The sequence below is a fragment of the Streptomyces lydicus genome, from assembly GCF_001729485.1.
Taxonomy (GTDB): Bacteria; Actinomycetota; Actinomycetes; order Streptomycetales; family Streptomycetaceae; genus Streptomyces; species Streptomyces lydicus_D.
The window spans coordinates 6,978,869-6,995,154 of record NZ_CP017157.1; the positions used below are offsets into that span (position 1 = coordinate 6,978,869).

Here is a 16,286-nt window from a genome sequence, read left to right on the forward strand (position 1 = left end):
GCGGCCGCGGCCCCGGCTCGGCTCACCAGCCCGGCGGGAGCGTGGACGGCGGGGGCGGGGCGTGCGGGGGCCGCGCCGCCCCCGGGGCGGAGCCGTACGCCAGCGCACCGCCCGCGCCGACGGCGGGGTCCGGCACCCCGCGCCGGAAGGCCACCAGCAGCGCGGTCAGTCCGGACAGGACCAGGAAGGCGGCGGTCGCCAACTCCAGGCGGTCCGGGCCGGACAGGGCGGCGAGGCGGGCGGCCCGCCCGGTGTGCGCGGCCAGCGCCAGCACGCCGGCCCCGTCGGCGCACAGCAGCGCCGCGGCCGCGACCGCCGCGGGCCGGGCCCAGGACGCCCGGCGCAGCGCGGCCACCGCGGCGCCCAGGGCCAGCAGTACGAGGACCGCGGCGTGCCAGTGCGCGGGCGGCGGCGGCAGGGCGGGCAGGTCCGTCGCGTCGCCGAGCAGCCCCGTGCGGTAGCCGTCCGCGCCGGACGTCAGCAGCCGGTACAGCTCCCCGCCGGCGACGGCCAGTCCCGCGGCGGCCAGCAGGACGGCCGTGGTGCGGGCCGGGCCCTTGCGGGGGCGGCCGGGCCGGCCCGGGTCGGCCGCCTGCGGCACCGCGCGGACGACCCCGTACGCCGACAGGGCCGCCTCCGGCAGCCCGTGCGCCGAGCGCCCCCGGTGGCGGCCGGCCCGTCCGGCCCTCCGCCGGCCCGCCGCGACCACCACGAGCAGCGCGGCGGCCAGCGCGAGTTCGGCCAGCACGGTCCGATGTGCCCACGACGTGAGACCGGTGTCCGTGCCGGGGAGCCGGCCCACGCCCGGCATCCAGAGCAGCGGGGCGCGCAGCAGGGCGGTGGCGGTCCCGAGGGAGCACAGCGCGCCGGCGGCCACCGGCGCGGGGACGGCGCCGCGCACCGCGGTGACCGCGGCGGTCAGCGCGCCCAGCGCCAACAGCGGGTCGAGCAGGGAGGACACCGGGGCGGTGGCGTCCCGCGGTCCGCGGGCCCCGCCGAGCCAGGCCCACCACACCTCCGCGCCGGGCCGGGCGGCGGTGAGGTCCCGGGCGGCCCAGGCCGCGCCGAGCAGTGCCAGCAGCAGGCAGAGCAGCACGCCGGTGGTGCGCGCGCCGCCGGTGAGAACGCGATCCCGCACTGTGGACACGGCCCGCCCCCCGTCCGTGTCGGTGTATCAGGGTCGTCCACGGCGCCCCGTATACGAGGCGTCCACCGCAGGTCTACTGCAGTCGCGGCCCGGGGACAACAGACCCGATCGGGGCCCGGGGCGAAACGGGCGCGAAACGGCAACCGGCCGGGACGCCTCCTGGCGTCCCGGCCGGTCTACGGCACCCGCACGGCCGTACGTTGTTCATCATGGCGCGTCCGTATATCGGTGTTGCGACAGTGAAGTTACCTTCAAGTAAAAGCGTTTGGTGGGCATTTGTCCCCCATGTCGTATATCACAATCCGTTGTCAAGCACGCACTGGCGTCAATCTGCGCAATCTTCGCTCAAGAAGTAGACGACCTGTTCACGAGCACACCCGATCCCCTTGACTCCGCCATAAATCACTTGCGAAAGTCCGCTCATCCAGCGGTGCGACCGGCGCCGCTTCACGTTCCAAGAGAACTCGGCGCGGGGGCACTTCGCGATGACTAGTCCATCCCAGACCGCGGCTACCAAGTCCGACACCCCGGGACTTGGACCCAAGGGTCTGAAGAAGGAAAAGAACAGCAAGGGCGGTGAGCTCGTCGGCCGTTCCCCGGGCCAGCTGATGTGGACGCGCTTCAAGCGCGACCGCACCGGCGTGGTCTGCGCAATCGTCGTGCTCGCGTTCTTCGTCATCGCCGCGCTGGCCCCCGTCATCGGAGCCCTGTACGGCAAGGACCCGTACACGCTGTACGGCAACGAGGACCCGAACCTGCTCGACGAGTTCGGCTACCCCGCCGGAGCCAACGGCGGCATCTCGCCGTCGCACTGGTTCGGCATCGAACCGCAGCTGGGCCGCGATGTGTTCATGCAGCTGATCTACGGCATGCGGATGTCGCTCGGCATCTCCGTCGCGGTGACCGTCCTGACCGTCGTCACCGGCATCATCATCGGTGTGACGGCCGGCTACCTCGGCGGCAAGACCGACTACTTCCTGAGCCGGGTGATCGACTTCCTGCTGGCCTTCCCGAGCCAGCTGACCTTCGTGGCGTTCATGCCGGTCGTCGTGGCGCTGTTCGTGCCGCCGGGCGACGAGACCCCCACCTACGTGCGGGTCTGCGCACTGATCATCGTGCAGTGGTTCCTGGGGTGGATGGGCCTGGCACGACTGCTGCGCGGTCAGGTGCTCTCCCTGCGGGAGCGCGAGTTCGTGGAGGCCGCGAAGATCACCGGCGCCTCGCCCTGGCGGATCATCCGCAAGGAGCTGCTGCCGAACGTCGTCACGCCGGTGCTGGTGCAGAGCACGTACATGCTGCCCCTCTTCGTCACCGCCGAGGCCGGCCTGTCCTTCCTGGGCGTCGGCATCATCGAGCCGACCCCCGACTGGGGCCGGCTGTTCCAGGCCGGCGCCCGCTTCTACGAGAACGACCCGACCTTCCTGCTCTTCCCCGCCGCGGCCATGCTGATCTTCGTGCTGTGCTTCAACCTCCTCGGAGACTCGGTACGCGACGCCTTCGACCCCAAGTCCGGGCGCTGATCGTCCACTTGAGGGGGGCTTGCTGTCACCCCCACCTGCCGGGCCTGCCCCGGATGCTTCAGACAGCACATCTGGACCCCAACAGACAGGCAGGTGCTTGGAACTCATGAACGCACTTTCTACGCGCAGAGCACGCGCGGTGATCGTGGCCCTGGCGGCCGGTTCACTCGCGCTCACCGGCTGCAGCGGCGGCAGCGGCTCCAACAAGGACAAGTCGCAGACGGACGCGGACGCGGCGGCGCAGGCCAAGGCGATCCCGATGGGCACCGCGGCCGACTCCACCGGCCCGGCCGTCCCCGTCAAGGGCGCGCAGTCCGGTGGCACCCTCCGCGTGTACCAGCGTGACAGCTACAACCACCTGGACCCCGGCCAGATGTACGTCAGCGACATGAAGGCGCTCTCGCAGCTGATCTTCCGTGGGCTGACCTCCTTCAAGCAGGACGACAAGGGCAACGCCAAGGTGGTGGGTGACCTCGCCACCGACGCCGGCCAGATGTCCGACGGCGGCAAGACCTGGAAGTACACGCTGAAGGACGGCGTCAAGTTCGAGGACGGCAAGCCGATCACCTCGAAGGACATCCGTCACTCCATAGAGCGGCTGTACGCCAAGTTCATCACCGACGGCCCGACCTACGTCCAGACCTGGCTGTCGGGCGCCGGCACGTCCTACCGCAAGGCGCTGCCGGACGGTCCGTACAAGGGCGACCACCTGCCCAAGAGCGTGCTGGACACGCCGGACGACAAGACCATCATCTTCCACTTCAAGCAGCCGCAGTCGCAGCTGCCGTACGCGCTGACGATGCCCGGCTACAGCGTGGTCCCGGACAGCGCCAAGGACACCAAGGACGCCTACGACGTGGCGCCGGTGTGCTCGGGCCCGTACAAGATCGCCTCGTTCAAGTCCGGCAAGGCGATGCAGCTGGTGCGCAACAAGAACTGGGACCCGAAGACGGACCCGATGCGCCACCAGTACCCGGACGGCTACAACATCACGTTCAACCACCAGGCTTCGGACTCCACCAAGCGGCTGATGTCCGACCAGGGTGAGGCCAAGAACGCGGTGAGCTTCACCAACTCGGTGGACCCCACGCTGACCAAGGACGTGCTGAGCAACGCCAGCGCCAGCAAGCGCCTGGTGCAGGGCTACCAGCCCTACGTCTGGCAGATGAACTTCAACATGGACCGCCTCAAGGACAAGAAGATCCGCGACGCGATCACCTACGCGCTGCCGAACCAGCAGATCGTCCGGGTCAACGGCGGCAGCTACGGCGGTGAGATCGCCGGCGGTCTGCTCGCCCCGACCGTGGCGGGCTACAAGAAGGGCTACGACCCCTACGGCAAGCTGTCGCACCCGAACGGTGAGCCGGAGAAGGCCAAGAAGCTCCTCAAGGAGGCCGGCAAGTCGGGCATGAAGCTCGTCTACGCCTACTCCAACACCGAGTCGCGCCAGAAGGAAGCCGTCGTCATCGAGGACGCGCTGACCAAGGCCGGGTTCAACGTGCAGAAGAAGGAGGTCGACGCGGCCTCCTGGTACGAGCAGATGGGCAAGGTCGACAACGGCTTCGACATCTACATGACCGGCTGGGGCCAGGACTGGCCGGACGCCTCGACCGTGATCCCGCCGTCGTACGACGGCACCACGATCCAGGACGGCGCCTCGAACTACTCCCACGTCAATGACAAGCACGTGAACTCCGAGATCGCCCGGATCTCCAAGATCACGGACGTCGCCAAGGCGACCGAGGAGTGGCAGAAGCTGCACCAGTACATCGTGGAGAAGGTCAACCCGGCCGCCCCGGTCTTCTACACCAAGGTCCTCCAGCTGTACGGCTCGAACGTCGGTGGCGCCCGGTACAACCTGGACGTCAGCTACCTCGACCCGAACACGCTGTACCTGAAGAAGTAACCGAAGCGACCGCTTCAGGCACCACCACCGCATGACGAAGGCTCTCCGGACGGCGCGCACACGGCGGAACGCGCGCCCTCCGGGGCCTTTGTCCGCCACCCCTCACGCCCACTGCCGCCGCCGTCCTGAGAGCAGCGAACTGCCATGCTTCAATTCCTACTTCGCCGGACGTTCGGCGCTGTTGTCATCCTCCTCCTGCTCAGTGCCTTCACTTTCTTCGTGTTCTTCGGTGCCGGTGACCCGGCCGCGATGTCCTGCGGAAAGAACTGCACCGCGGACAACATCGCGCTGATCCACCAGAACCTCGGCCTCGACAAGCCGCTGACGACGCAGTTCTGGGACTTCCTCGTCGGCATCTTCGCCGGCCGCGACTACTCCATCGGCCACTGCAGCGCGCCGTGCTTCGGCTACTCCTTCGCCACCAAGCAGGACGTCTGGTCGACGCTGATCGACCGGCTGCCCACCACCGCCTCGCTGGCCGTCGGCGGCGCCGCGGTGTTCCTGACCGTGGGTCTGGGCACCGGCCTGATCGCCGCCTACAAGCGCGGCTCGTTCCTGGACAAGGCGCTCACCTCGATCTCGATGGTGCTGAGCTCGGCGCAGATCTACATCCTCGGCCCGATCGCGCTCGGTCTGTTCGTCTACAGCGGCCTCATGGAGTCGCCCCGCTACGTGCCGATCACCTCGGACCCCGGCGGCTGGTTCATGGGCCTGCTGCTCCCCTGGGTCGTGATGGCGACGATCTTCACCGCGCAGTACACCCGTATGTCCCGCTCGACGATGATCGAGCAGCTGCAGGAGGAACACGTCCGCACGGCCAAGGCCAAGGGCATGTCCAGCCGGTACGTCTTCCTGCGCTACGCCTGGCGGGGGTCGCTGATCCCCATCGTCACCATCCTCGGCATGGACCTGAGCTCGCTGTTCGGCGGCGCGATGATCACCGAGTTCACCTTCCAGCTCGCGGGCGTCGGGCGGCTCGCGATCGACTCCGTCATCACCCTGGATCTGCCCATGGTCATGGGCGTGCTGGTCTTCAGCGCCGCCCTGATCCTGGTGTTCAACATCATCGTGGATGCGACGTACGCCTTCATCGACCCGCGCGTGCGCCTGTCCTAGGAGAGCCTGAAGTGACCACACTCACCAAGACCGAAGGCACCACCGTGCCGGCCGGGTCCGACCCCTTCCTGTCCGTTCGTGACCTGCACGTGCGGTTCTCCACCGAGGACGGCATCGTCAAGGCGGTCGACGGTCTCTCCTTCGATCTGGAGCGCGGCGAAACCCTCGGCATCGTGGGCGAGTCCGGCTCCGGCAAGTCGGTGACCAACCTCGCGATCCTGGGGCTGCACAACCCGAAGGCCACCGAGATCGGCGGCGAAATCGTCCTGGACGGCGACGAGTTGACGGGGGCCAGGGAGAAGACCCTGGAGAAGCTCCGCGGCAACAAGATGGCCATGATCTTCCAGGACGCGCTGACCGCCCTGTCGCCGTACTACACGGTCGGCCGGCAGATCGCCGAGCCGTTCATGAAGCACACCGGCGCCAGCAAGCGCGAGGGCCGGCAGCGCGCCATCGAGATGCTGACCAAGGTCGGCATCCCGCAGCCCAACCTGCGGGTGGACGACTACCCGCACCAGTTCTCCGGCGGTATGCGCCAGCGCGCCATGATCGCCATGGCGCTGGTCTGCAACCCCCAGCTGCTGATCGCCGACGAGCCCACCACGGCTCTGGACGTCACCGTCCAGGCGCAGATCCTCGACCTGCTCAAGGACCTCCAGCAGGAGTTCGGCTCCGCGATCATCCTGATCACCCACGACCTCGGCGTGGTCGCCAACACCGCGGACAAGCTGCTGGTGATGTACGCCGGCCGGGCCGTCGAGCGGGGCTCCGTCAAGGAGATCCTCACCGAGCCCCGGCACCCGTACACCTGGGGCCTGCTGAGCTCCATGCCGCGGCTGTCCTCGGACGTCAGCGAGGCGCTGCACCCGATCCCCGGCTCCCCGCCGAGCCTGCTCAACCCGCCGTCCGGCTGCGCCTTCAACCCGCGCTGCGGCTTCACCGGCGAGATCGACGGCAGCCGCTGCACCGACGAGCGGCCGCTGCTGGAGATCGGCCGGGCCGCCGCGTGCCACCTGACCGCCGAGCAGAAGCAGACCCTCTTCACCGAGCAGATCAAGCCCCGGCTGGGCTAGGAGCGACCACCATGGCAGACAACGTCACCCTTCCGGCGCCGCGCGACGCCGCGCCCGCCCAGGGCGAGCCGCTGCTCACCGCCGAGGGCCTGACCAAGCACTTCCCGATCTACGGCGGCTTTCCGTTCAAGCGGAAGGTCGGCGCGGTGCAGGCGGTCGACGGCGTCGACCTGACCGTGCACGCGGGCGAGAGCTTCGGCCTGGTCGGCGAGTCGGGCTGCGGCAAGTCCACCACCGGGCGGCTGCTGACCCGGCTCATGGAGCCGAGCGCCGGCAAGGTCACCTACCGGGGCCAGGACATCACGCACGCGGGCCGCAAGGAGCTCGCGCCGGTCCGCTCCGAGATCCAGATGATCTTCCAGGACCCGTACGCCTCGCTCAACCCGCGGCAGACGGTCGGCACCATCATCGGCGGCCCGATGGAGATCAACGGGATCAACCCGCCCGGTGGCCGGGAGAAGCGCATCCGCGAACTCCTGGAGACCGTGGGTCTGAACCCGGAGCACTACAACCGCTTCCCGCACGAGTTCTCCGGCGGCCAGCGGCAGCGCATCGGCGTGGCCCGGGCGCTCGCCCTGGAGCCGAAGCTGATCGTGGCCGACGAGCCGGTCTCCGCGCTGGACGTCTCCATCCAGGCGCAGGTCGTCAACCTGCTCCAGGAGCTCCAGCGCGAGCTGGGCATCGCGTTCCTGTTCATCGCCCACGACCTGGCGATCGTGCGGCACTTCAGCGAGCGGGTCGCGGTGATGTACCTCGGCAAGATCGTTGAGGTGGGCAGCCGCGACGAGATCTACAACCGGCCGCGCCACCCGTACACCCACGCCCTGCTCTCGGCGGTGCCCGAGGCCAAGCTGGTGGAGAGCGAGGAGGAGGAGCGCGAGCGCATCCGCCTCGCCGGGGACGTGCCCTCCCCCGTCAACCCGCCCTCCGGCTGCCGCTTCCGTACGCGCTGCTGGAAGGCGCAGGACAAGTGCGCGACGGAGGAGCCGCCGCTGATCCAGCTCGACGGCAACGCCGGCGGTCACCTGACGGCCTGCCACTTCCCCGAGGAGCCGACCACCGCGGCACGGGACGAGGACATCATCCTCGACCCGGCGCTGGCGGCGATCGAGGAGGCCGCGGCGGAGTCGGAGAGCTCCGAGTAACGCGGACGCGACGGCCCTGCGCCGCCGTGGCGGGAATGATCCCCGCCACGGCGGCGCTGTCGTTTCCACAGGAGGTGGGGGCCGATGCGGATCGGTGAGCTTTCGCGGCGTACGGGCACGCCCCGGCGGCTGTTGCGCTACTACGAGGAGCAGGGGCTGATCGTCTCGGACCGCTGCGCCAACGGCTACCGCGCCTACGACCCGTCCGGCGTCGACCGCGTCCTGCAGATCAGGGGGCTGCTGGACGCCGGGCTGCCGACCCGGCTCATCAAGCAGATCCTGCCGTGCCTCGACAGCCCCCGCGCCATCCACTTCCCGGACGCGACACCGGAGATGCTCGCCACGCTGGAGCGGGAACGGGACCGGATGACCGAGCGGATCGAGACCCTGCTCCGCAACCGCGACGCCATCGAGGAGTACCTGGACGTGGTGCGGGCCACCCGGCGCCCGGACGCCGCCGCGCCGGCCCCCTGAGCCCGCACGCCGCGCGCCCGGCCGGTCAGCCGCTCGGTACGACCTTGCGCTCCTCGGCGAAGTGACAGGCCGAGGGGTGCCGCACCGGGCCCTCGTCCGCCGCGAACACCGCGGGCACCGCCAGCGGCGGGACGACTTCCGCGCAGACGTCCCGGGCCTTCCAGCAGCGGGTGCGGAACGGGCAGCCGGACGGTGGGTCGGCGGGCGAGGGGACGTCGCCGGTCAGCAGGATCCGGTCGCGGGCGCCCCGGGCGTCCGGGTCCGGTACGGGCACGGCGGAGAGCAGCGCCTGGGTGTACGGGTGGGTGGGGTGGTCGTAGATCTGCTCGTCGGTGCCGGTCTCCGCGATCCGGCCCAGGTACATCACCGCGACCCGGTCGGAGAGGTGGCGGACCACCGACAGGTCGTGCGCGATGAAGACGTAGGAGAGGTCGAACTCGTCCTGCAACTGCTCCAGCAGATTGACCACTTGGGCCTGTACGGAGACGTCCAGCGCGGAGACCGGTTCGTCGGCGACGATGATCTCGGGGCGCAGCGCGAGGCCGCGGGCGATGCCGATGCGCTGGCGCTGGCCGCCGGAGAACTGGTGCGGGTAGCGGTTGATGTACTCGGGGTTGAGCCCGACCACGTCCAGGAGTTCCCGGACCTTCCGCCGGCGGTCCCCCTTGGGGGCCACCTCGGGGTGGATCTCGTAGGGCTCGCCGATGATGTCGCCGACGGTCATCCGGGGGTTCAGGGAGGTGTAGGGGTCCTGGAAGACCATCTGGATGTTGCGGCGGACGGCCTTCATCGCCCGGCCCGAGAGCCGGCTGATGTCCTCGCCGCGGTACCGGATCCGGCCCGCCGTCGGGCGTTCCAGGGCGACCAGCAGCTTGGCGACGGTGGACTTCCCGCAGCCCGATTCGCCGACGATGCCGAGGGTTTCGCCCTTGCGGAGGGTGAAGGAGACCCCGTCGACGGCCTTGACCGCGCCCACCTGCTTCCGGAAGACCACGCCCCGGGTCAGCGGGAAGTGCTTGACCAGGTCGCGGACCTCCAGGAGCGGTTCGCCGGGCCCGGCCGCCCCGGACGTGGGGCCGGGCGCGGGCGCGGCCCCGTCACCGTGCGCCATCGAGGGTCTCCTTCCAGAAGTGGCAGGCGCTGGCCCGGCCGGGACCGGCCTCGTACAGCGGCGGCAGCTCGCTGCGGCAGACGTCCTGGGCGAGCGGGCAGCGCGGGTTGAAGGGGCAGCCCGGCGGAATAGCCGTCAGATTGGGCGGCAGCCCCTTGATCGCGTACAGCCGCCGTCCCTTGTGGTCCAGCCGCGGGACGGAGTCCAGCAGCCCGCGGGTGTACGGGTGCGCGGGCGCCCGGTAGAGCTGGTGGACCGGCGCGGTCTCCACGATCCGGCCCGCGTACATCACCGCGATGGTGTCGGCGACGTCCGCGACCACGCCCAGGTCGTGGGTGATCAGGATCAGCCCCATGGTCAGCTCGCGCTGGAGCTCCGCCAGCAGGTCCATCACCTGCGCCTGGACGGTGACGTCCAGCGCGGTGGTGGGCTCGTCCGCGATGATCAGGTCCGGGCCGAGGGCCAGCGCCATCGCGATCATGATGCGCTGGCGCATCCCGCCGGAGAACTGGTGCGGGTAGTCCCCCACCCGTGCCCGGGCCGCCGGGATGCCGACCCGCTCCATCAGCTCGATCGCCCGGCCGCGGGCCGCCTTGCGGGACATCCCCTCATGGACCTGGAACATCTCCCCCAGCTGGGCCCCGACGCTGAGGACCGGGTTCAGCGCGGACAGCGCGTCCTGGAAGATCATGGCCATGCTGGCACCCCGGACCTTGCGCCGCTCCTCCTTGCGCAGGGTCAGCAGATCGCGGCCCTGGAAGACGATCTCGCCGCCGGTGACATAGCCGGGCGGCGAGTCCAGGATGCCCATCACCGCCTGCGCGGTGACGGACTTGCCGGAGCCGGACTCGCCCAGCACCGCCAGCGTCTGCCCCGGCGCCACCCGGCAGCTGACGCCGTTGACGGCCTTCGCGACCCCGTCCCGGGTACGGAACTCCACCCGCAGGTCCCGCACGTCGAGCAGGGCCGCCGGCGCGCCGCCCCCGGCCGTGGGAGCACCGTTCGTCATCTGCCGTCTCCTCAGCGCAACTTGGGGTCGAGGGCGTCGCGCACCGCGTCGCCGAGCATGATGAACGCCAGCACCGTGATGCTCAGCGCGCCGGCCGGCCACAGCAGCATGTGCGGGGCGCTGCGGATGTAGGTGGAGGCCGTGGAGATGTCGATGCCCCAGGAGACGGTGGGCGGCTTCAGGCCCGCGCCCAGATAGGACAGGGTGGCCTCCAGGGCGATGTACGTGCCGAGCGCGATGGTGGCGACGACGATGACCGGGGCGACGGCGTTGGGCGCGATGTGCCGCAGCAGCATCCGCCCGTTGCCGGCCCCCAGCGCCCGCGCGGCCTGCACGTAGTCGTTCTGCTTGGCGGTGACGACCGAGCCGCGGGCGATCCGGGAGATCTGCGGCCACCCGAGCAGCACGATGAACCCGACCACCGGCCAGACCGTGGTGCTGGTGACCACGGACAGGAAGACCAGGCCGCCGAGGATCACCGGGATGCCGAAGAAGATGTCGGCGAGCCGGGACAGCAGGGTGTCCGACCAGCTGCCGAAGAAGCCCGCGAGGCCGCCGAGCAGGCTGCCGAGCAGCGCCGCGCCGGCGGTGGCGCAGACGCCCACGGTGATCGAGGCGCGGGCCCCGTAGACGACCCGGGTGTAGACGTCCCGGCCCTGGGTGTCGAAGCCGAAGGGGTGGCCGGGCTGGGAGCCCTGCTGCGCCTTGGCCAGGTCCGCGCGGTACGGGTTGCCGGTGGCGATCAGCTGCGGCCAGATCGCGATGACCACCAGGAAGACGATGACCAGCGCGGACAGCACGAAGACCGGGTTGCGGCGCAGGTCGTGCCAGGCGTCGCTCCACAGGCTGCGCGGCTTGCCGAGGGGGCCGGCGGGCGGACCGGCGCCGGGCGGTGCGGCGCCCGGCCGGCGCTCCAGCGACTCCGCCTCGCCGATGGCCAGCGCGGCGGAGCCGCCGTCGCCGTGGCCGATGGCTTCCTTGGGGACGTAGGACTCAGGCATAGCGGATCCTCGGGTCGAGGACGGCGTAGAGCAGATCGACGAGGAGGTTCGCGGCGAGGAAGACCAGCACCAGGATCGTCACGAAGCCCACGACGGTCGGTGAGTTCTGCCGCAGGATTCCCTGGTAGAGCTGGTATCCGACGCCATGGATGTTGAAGATGCGCTCGGTGACGATGGCGCCGCCCATCAGGGCGCCGACATCGGTGCCGATGAAGGTGACGACCGGGATCAGTGAATTCCGCAGCAGATGGCGGCTGATGACGCGGTGCCGGGGAAGTCCTTTGGCGACGGCGGTACGGACGTAATCGGCGCGGGCGTTCTCCGCGATCGAGGTGCGGGTCAGCCGGGTCACGTACGCGAGGGAGACCAGCGCCAGTACCAGTCCGGGCAGCAGCAGTTCGTTCAGCGGCGCCTCCGGGGCGACGGACGGTGCGGCCCATTCCCACCGGACACCGAACACGAACTGCAGGAGATAGCCGCTCACGAACGTCGGGACGGACACCACGACGAGGGAGGCGAGCAGCACCCCGGTGTCGATGCTGCGGCCGCGCCGCAGCCCGCTGAAGACGCCCAGCACGACGCCCACCAGCATCTCGATGACGACGGCGACGATCGTCAGCCGCAGGGTGACCGGGAAGGCCGAGGCCATCAGCTCGGTGACGGACTGCCCGTTGAACGCGGTGCCGAAATTCCCCTGGAAGATCTGCCCCATGTAGTGCACGTACTGCTTCCACAGCGGCTGGTCGAGGTAGAGGTCGCGGCGGATCTGCGCGGCGGTGGCGGGGTCCGGCGCCCGGTCGCCGAACATCGCGGCCACCGGGTCGCCCAGCGCGTACACCATGAAGAAGAGGAGAAAGGTGCTGCCGACGAACACGGGGATCATCTGCAGCAGCCGCCGGGCCACATACCGTCCCATGAATACCCCGGCCTCCTTCGGCGAGCGGTCAGTTGACCTTGATCTGGTTGTAGACGGGCACACCGAATGCGTTCAGCGACACATTGCTGATCCGTTCCGAATAGCCGCCGCTGCCGTTCTGGTACCACAGCGGAATGGACGGCATCTGCTGGGCGAGAATCCGCTCCGCGTCCTGGAACTTCGCGACGGCCGCACCGGAATTCGTCGCCGCGTTCGCCTGATTGACGAGGGTGTCGAACCGGGGATTGCTGAACTTGCCGTCGTTCGCCGAGCCGTTGGAGTAATACAGCGGCTGCAGGAAGTTCTGGATCAGCGGGTAGTCCATCTGCCAGCCGGCCCGGAACGGCCCGGTCATCGTCCTGGCCGCGATCTTGTTGCGGAAATCGGCGAACGTCCCGACCGGCGCCCCCACGCACGCCCGGTCGTCCCGCAGCGTCCGGTTGATGCTGTTGCAGATCGCGTCGATCCAGTCCTTGTGCGACCCGGTGTCGGCGTTGTACGTGAGCGTCATCCGCCCGCCGGGCAGCCCGCCGCCCTCCTTGATCAGCTGCCGTGCGCGGGCCGGATCGAACACGCAGGCCGCACCGCACAGCCCGGCCTGGTACCCGCCCGCCTTCCCCAGCACCGGCGAGGTCCAGTCGGTGGCCGGCGTCCGGGTCCGCTGGAAGATCTCCTGGGTGATCTGCGCGCGGTCGATCGCCATCGACAGGCCGCGCCGGACCTTGTCCGAGCCCGGCCGCGACCACCGCTTGTCGTACATGGGAAAGGTCAGGGTCTGGATGATCCCGGCCGGCTGGTTGAGGTAGCGGCCGCCCAGGTCCTGCTTGACGTGCGTCAGCTGCGCGGCCGGCACGTCGTCCACCAGGTCGAGGTTCCCGGCCTGCAGGTCCGTGTAGGCGGTGTTGTTGTCCGTGTACACCCGCAGGTCGATGCCGCCGTTGCGGGCCGGGTCGTCGCCCGGGTACTTCGCCCACTTCCGCATCCGCATCACGGACCCCTTGTCGTAGGAGTCCACCAGGTACGGGCCGTTCCCGACGGGCTTGTCCACCCAGGCGGCGTGGTCCTTGAAGAACGCCCGCGGCAGCGGCATGAAGGCCGTGTAGCCCAGCGTGTCCGGCCAGCTGGAGAACTTCTGGTTGAGCGCCACGGTGAAGGTCCGCGCGTCCTTCACCGCCAGCCCGGACAGCGTCGTGGCGGTCGGTGCGCCGGTCGCCGGATGCACCCGGTCGAAGCCGTCGATGTACTGGAAGAACGCCGCGTTCTTCTGCTTGTTGCGCAGCTGCGCCCCGTAATTCCAGGCGTCCACGAAGGACTTGGCGGTGACCTTCTCGCCGTTGCTGAAGGTCCAGCCGGGCTTCAGCACCACCGTGTAGTGCTGGGAGTCCGTCGTCTCGATCCGGTCCGCGAGGACGTTCTGCGCGGCGCCGGTCCTCGGGTCGTACCGCTTGAGGCCGCGGAACAGCATGTCCAGGACCTTGCCGCCCTGGACCTCGTTGGTGTTCGCCGGCTCCAGCGGATTCTGCGGATCCCCCCACGAGGAGCTGACCACCCCGGAGCGGCCGGCACTCCCGCCGCCGCACGCCGTGGCCACGAGCGCGACGGCGAGGGCGCCGGCCCCCCACTTCGCGCACCCGGGTCGACGCATGACGCCTCCTCAGCTACGGGATCCTGCCTACGGCACATAAGATCGCAAAGGCAGACGTACCGCACCCCCGCAGCCTGGGCCGCTGCTCCGGAACCCGGAGAAAACCCTCGGATGCCCTACACGCCGGAACGGCAACGGGGGCGCCCCTCGTGAAGAGGGACGCCCCCGCAGGAGCCGGGGCCCGGCCGGAGCCGGGACCGGGGACTCAGCGCTTGGCGCGGGAGGCGGTGCGACCGCGCTCCTTCTGGTCCAGGACGACCTTGCGGATGCGCACGGCCTCCGGGGTCACCTCGACGCACTCGTCGTCGCGGCAGAACTCCAGGGACTGCTCCAGCGACAGCTTGCGCGGCGGCACGATCGCCTCGAAGGAGTCGGCGGAGGAGGAGCGCATGTTGGTGAGCTTCTTCTCCTTGGTGATGTTGACGTCCATGTCGTCGGCGCGGGAGTTCTCGCCGACGATCATGCCCTCGTACACCTCGGTGCCCGGGTCGGTGAAGAGCACGCCGCGCTCCTGGAGGTTCGTCATCGCGAAGGCGGTGACGGAACCGGAGCGGTCGGCGACCAGGGAGCCGTTGTTACGGGTGGTCAGCGTGCCGAACCACGGCTCGTGACCCTCGTGGATGGAGTGCGCGATACCGGTACCGCGGGTGTTGGTGAGGAACTCCGTACGGAAGCCGATCAGACCGCGGGACGGGACGACGAACTCCATGCGGACCCAGCCCGAGCCGTGGTTGGACATGTTGTCCATCCGGCCCTTGCGGACACCCATGAGCTGGGTGACGGCGCCCATGTGCTCCTCGGGCACGTCGATGGTCATGCGCTCGACGGGCTCGTAGGTCTTGCCGTCGACCTGCTTGGTGACGACCTGCGGCTTGCCGATGGTCATCTCGAAGCCCTCGCGGCGCATCTGCTCGACCAGGATGGCCAGCGCCAGCTCACCGCGGCCCTGCACCTCCCAGGCGTCGGGGCGCTCGGTCTCCAGCACGCGCAGCGAGACGTTACCGATCAGCTCGCGCTCCAGACGGTCCTTGACCTGGCGCGCGGTGACCTTGCGGTCCTTGACCGCGGCCTTGGCGTCCGCGCCCTTGCCGGTGCCGCCCCGGCCGACCAGCGGCGAGGTGTTGGTACCGATGGTCATGGAGATCGCCGGCTCGTCGACCGTGATCAGCGGCAGCGCGATCGGGTTCTCCGGGTCGGCCAGCGTCTCGCCGATCATGATGTCGGGGATACCGGCGACCGCGCAGATGTCGCCCGGGCCGGCCACCTCGGCCGGCTTGCGGGTGAGCGCCTCGGTCATCATCAGCTCGGTGATGCGGACGTTGGAGATCGAGCCGTCGCGCTTGATCCAGGCGACGTTCTGACCCTTGCGCAGCTCGCCCTGCTCGACGCGGAGCAGCGCGATGCGGCCGAGGAAGTTGTCCGCGTCGAGGTTGGTGACGTGCGCCTGCAGCGGGGCGGTCTCGTCGTACTCGGGCGCGGGGACGTGCTCCAGCAGCGTGGTGAAGAACGGCTCCAGGTTGGTGCTGTCGGACGGGACGGTGCCGTCGTCCGGCTTCGTCAGCGACGCGACGCCGTCACGGGCGCAGGCGTAGACGATCGGGAACTCGATCTGGTCCTCGTCCGCGTCCAGGTCCAGGAACAGGTCGTAGGTCTCGTTGACGACCTCGTCGATCCGGGAGTCCGGACGGTCGGTCTTGTTGATGCACAGGATGACCGGCATACGGGCCGCGAGGGCCTTGCGGAGCACGAAGCGGGTCTGGGGCAGCGGACCCTCGGAGGCGTCGACCAGCAGGACGACCGCGTCGACCATCGACAGACCGCGCTCGACCTCACCACCGAAGTCGGCGTGGCCGGGGGTGTCGATGATGTTGATCGTGATGGGCTCCCCGCCGTCCTTGGGGTGATACTTCACCGCCGTGTTCTTGGCGAGGATCGTGATGCCCTTCTCACGCTCCAGGTCGTTGGAGTCCATCATCCGGTCGTCGAGCTTCTCGGCGGCGTGCTCGGCGAACGCGCCGGCCTGCTTCAGCATGGCGTCGACGAGGGTCGTCTTGCCGTGGTCGACGTGGGCGACGATGGCTACGTTACGAATGTCGTGGCGCGTGGGCACTAGCGGTGCTTCTCCCGGAATCGTGGATGGCGGCGCGTACGGACCACGCGCGCCCGCCGGGCATGAAGACGCCACGGCCTCACCCCATGGTACGGGGCCGGGGCGACAAAGGC

Annotated in this window: 13 protein-coding genes; 6 read left to right on the top strand and 7 right to left on the bottom strand. The window is 69.7% G+C overall.

Going from position 1 to position 16,286, the window contains the following annotated elements; translation table 11 throughout:
- Nucleotides 1-22 precede the first annotated feature (22 nt).
- A complete protein-coding gene (locus SL103_RS30230) occupies nucleotides 23-1,147 on the bottom strand; it encodes a hypothetical protein (RefSeq protein WP_244304079.1) in 1,125 nt (374 codons plus the stop codon).
- A 485-nt stretch (nucleotides 1,148-1,632) separates the two neighbouring features.
- On the opposite strand from SL103_RS30230, the gene SL103_RS30235 reads away from it, so the two are divergent.
- The 6 genes from SL103_RS30235 (at nucleotide 1,633) to SL103_RS30260 (ending at nucleotide 8,381) form a co-directional block, all read left to right on the top strand.
- Nucleotides 1,633-2,667 (top strand): ABC transporter permease, encoded by a 1,035-nt coding sequence (locus SL103_RS30235; protein WP_079146051.1) that lies wholly within the window; start codon nucleotides 1,633-1,635, stop codon nucleotides 2,665-2,667.
- 106 nt (nucleotides 2,668-2,773) lie between these two features.
- Nucleotides 2,774-4,573 (top strand): ABC transporter substrate-binding protein, encoded by a 1,800-nt coding sequence (locus SL103_RS30240; protein WP_069572144.1) that lies wholly within the window; start codon nucleotides 2,774-2,776, stop codon nucleotides 4,571-4,573.
- Between the two features lie 144 nt (nucleotides 4,574-4,717).
- Nucleotides 4,718-5,689 (top strand): ABC transporter permease, encoded by a 972-nt coding sequence (locus SL103_RS30245; RefSeq protein ID WP_033266115.1) that lies wholly within the window; start codon nucleotides 4,718-4,720, stop codon nucleotides 5,687-5,689.
- A gap of 11 nt (nucleotides 5,690-5,700) precedes the next feature.
- On the top strand, nucleotides 5,701-6,762 hold the full coding sequence (locus SL103_RS30250) for an ABC transporter ATP-binding protein (protein WP_069572145.1): 1,062 nt from the start codon (nucleotides 5,701-5,703) through the stop codon (nucleotides 6,760-6,762).
- Nucleotides 6,763-6,773: 11 nt separating this feature from the next.
- On the top strand, nucleotides 6,774-7,907 hold the full coding sequence (locus tag SL103_RS30255) for an ABC transporter ATP-binding protein (protein WP_069572146.1): 1,134 nt from the start codon (nucleotides 6,774-6,776) through the stop codon (nucleotides 7,905-7,907).
- Between the two features lie 84 nt (nucleotides 7,908-7,991).
- Nucleotides 7,992-8,381: a MerR family transcriptional regulator gene (locus tag SL103_RS30260; protein WP_069572147.1), complete on the top strand. Its 390-nt coding sequence runs from the start codon at nucleotides 7,992-7,994 to the stop codon at nucleotides 8,379-8,381.
- Nucleotides 8,382-8,406: 25 nt separating this feature from the next.
- Here SL103_RS30260 and SL103_RS30265 read toward each other — a convergent pair whose 3' ends face one another.
- From SL103_RS30265 to typA, 6 genes are all read right to left on the bottom strand, one after another.
- The gene (locus SL103_RS30265; protein ID WP_069572148.1) at nucleotides 8,407-9,492 is read right to left on the bottom strand and encodes an ABC transporter ATP-binding protein; all 1,086 of its coding nucleotides are present in this window, start codon (nucleotides 9,490-9,492) and stop codon (nucleotides 8,407-8,409) included.
- Nucleotides 9,479-10,501 (bottom strand): ABC transporter ATP-binding protein, encoded by a 1,023-nt coding sequence (locus SL103_RS30270; RefSeq protein ID WP_069572149.1) that lies wholly within the window; start codon nucleotides 10,499-10,501, stop codon nucleotides 9,479-9,481. The genes SL103_RS30265 and SL103_RS30270 overlap by 14 nt, the downstream gene beginning before the upstream one ends.
- Nucleotides 10,502-10,512: 11 nt before the next feature.
- Nucleotides 10,513-11,502: an ABC transporter permease gene (locus tag SL103_RS30275; protein ID WP_069572150.1), complete on the bottom strand. Its 990-nt coding sequence runs from the start codon at nucleotides 11,500-11,502 to the stop codon at nucleotides 10,513-10,515.
- Nucleotides 11,495-12,418 (bottom strand): ABC transporter permease, encoded by a 924-nt coding sequence (locus SL103_RS30280; protein WP_069572151.1) that lies wholly within the window; start codon nucleotides 12,416-12,418, stop codon nucleotides 11,495-11,497. The genes SL103_RS30275 and SL103_RS30280 overlap by 8 nt, the downstream gene beginning before the upstream one ends.
- A gap of 28 nt (nucleotides 12,419-12,446) precedes the next feature.
- Nucleotides 12,447-14,063 (bottom strand): peptide ABC transporter substrate-binding protein, encoded by a 1,617-nt coding sequence (locus tag SL103_RS30285; RefSeq protein WP_069572152.1) that lies wholly within the window; start codon nucleotides 14,061-14,063, stop codon nucleotides 12,447-12,449.
- Nucleotides 14,064-14,268: 205 nt separating this feature from the next.
- Nucleotides 14,269-16,173, bottom strand: coding sequence for a translational GTPase TypA (gene typA / locus SL103_RS30290; protein ID WP_069572153.1), 1,905 nt, complete (start codon nucleotides 16,171-16,173; stop codon nucleotides 14,269-14,271).
- Nucleotides 16,174-16,286 lie beyond the last annotated feature (113 nt).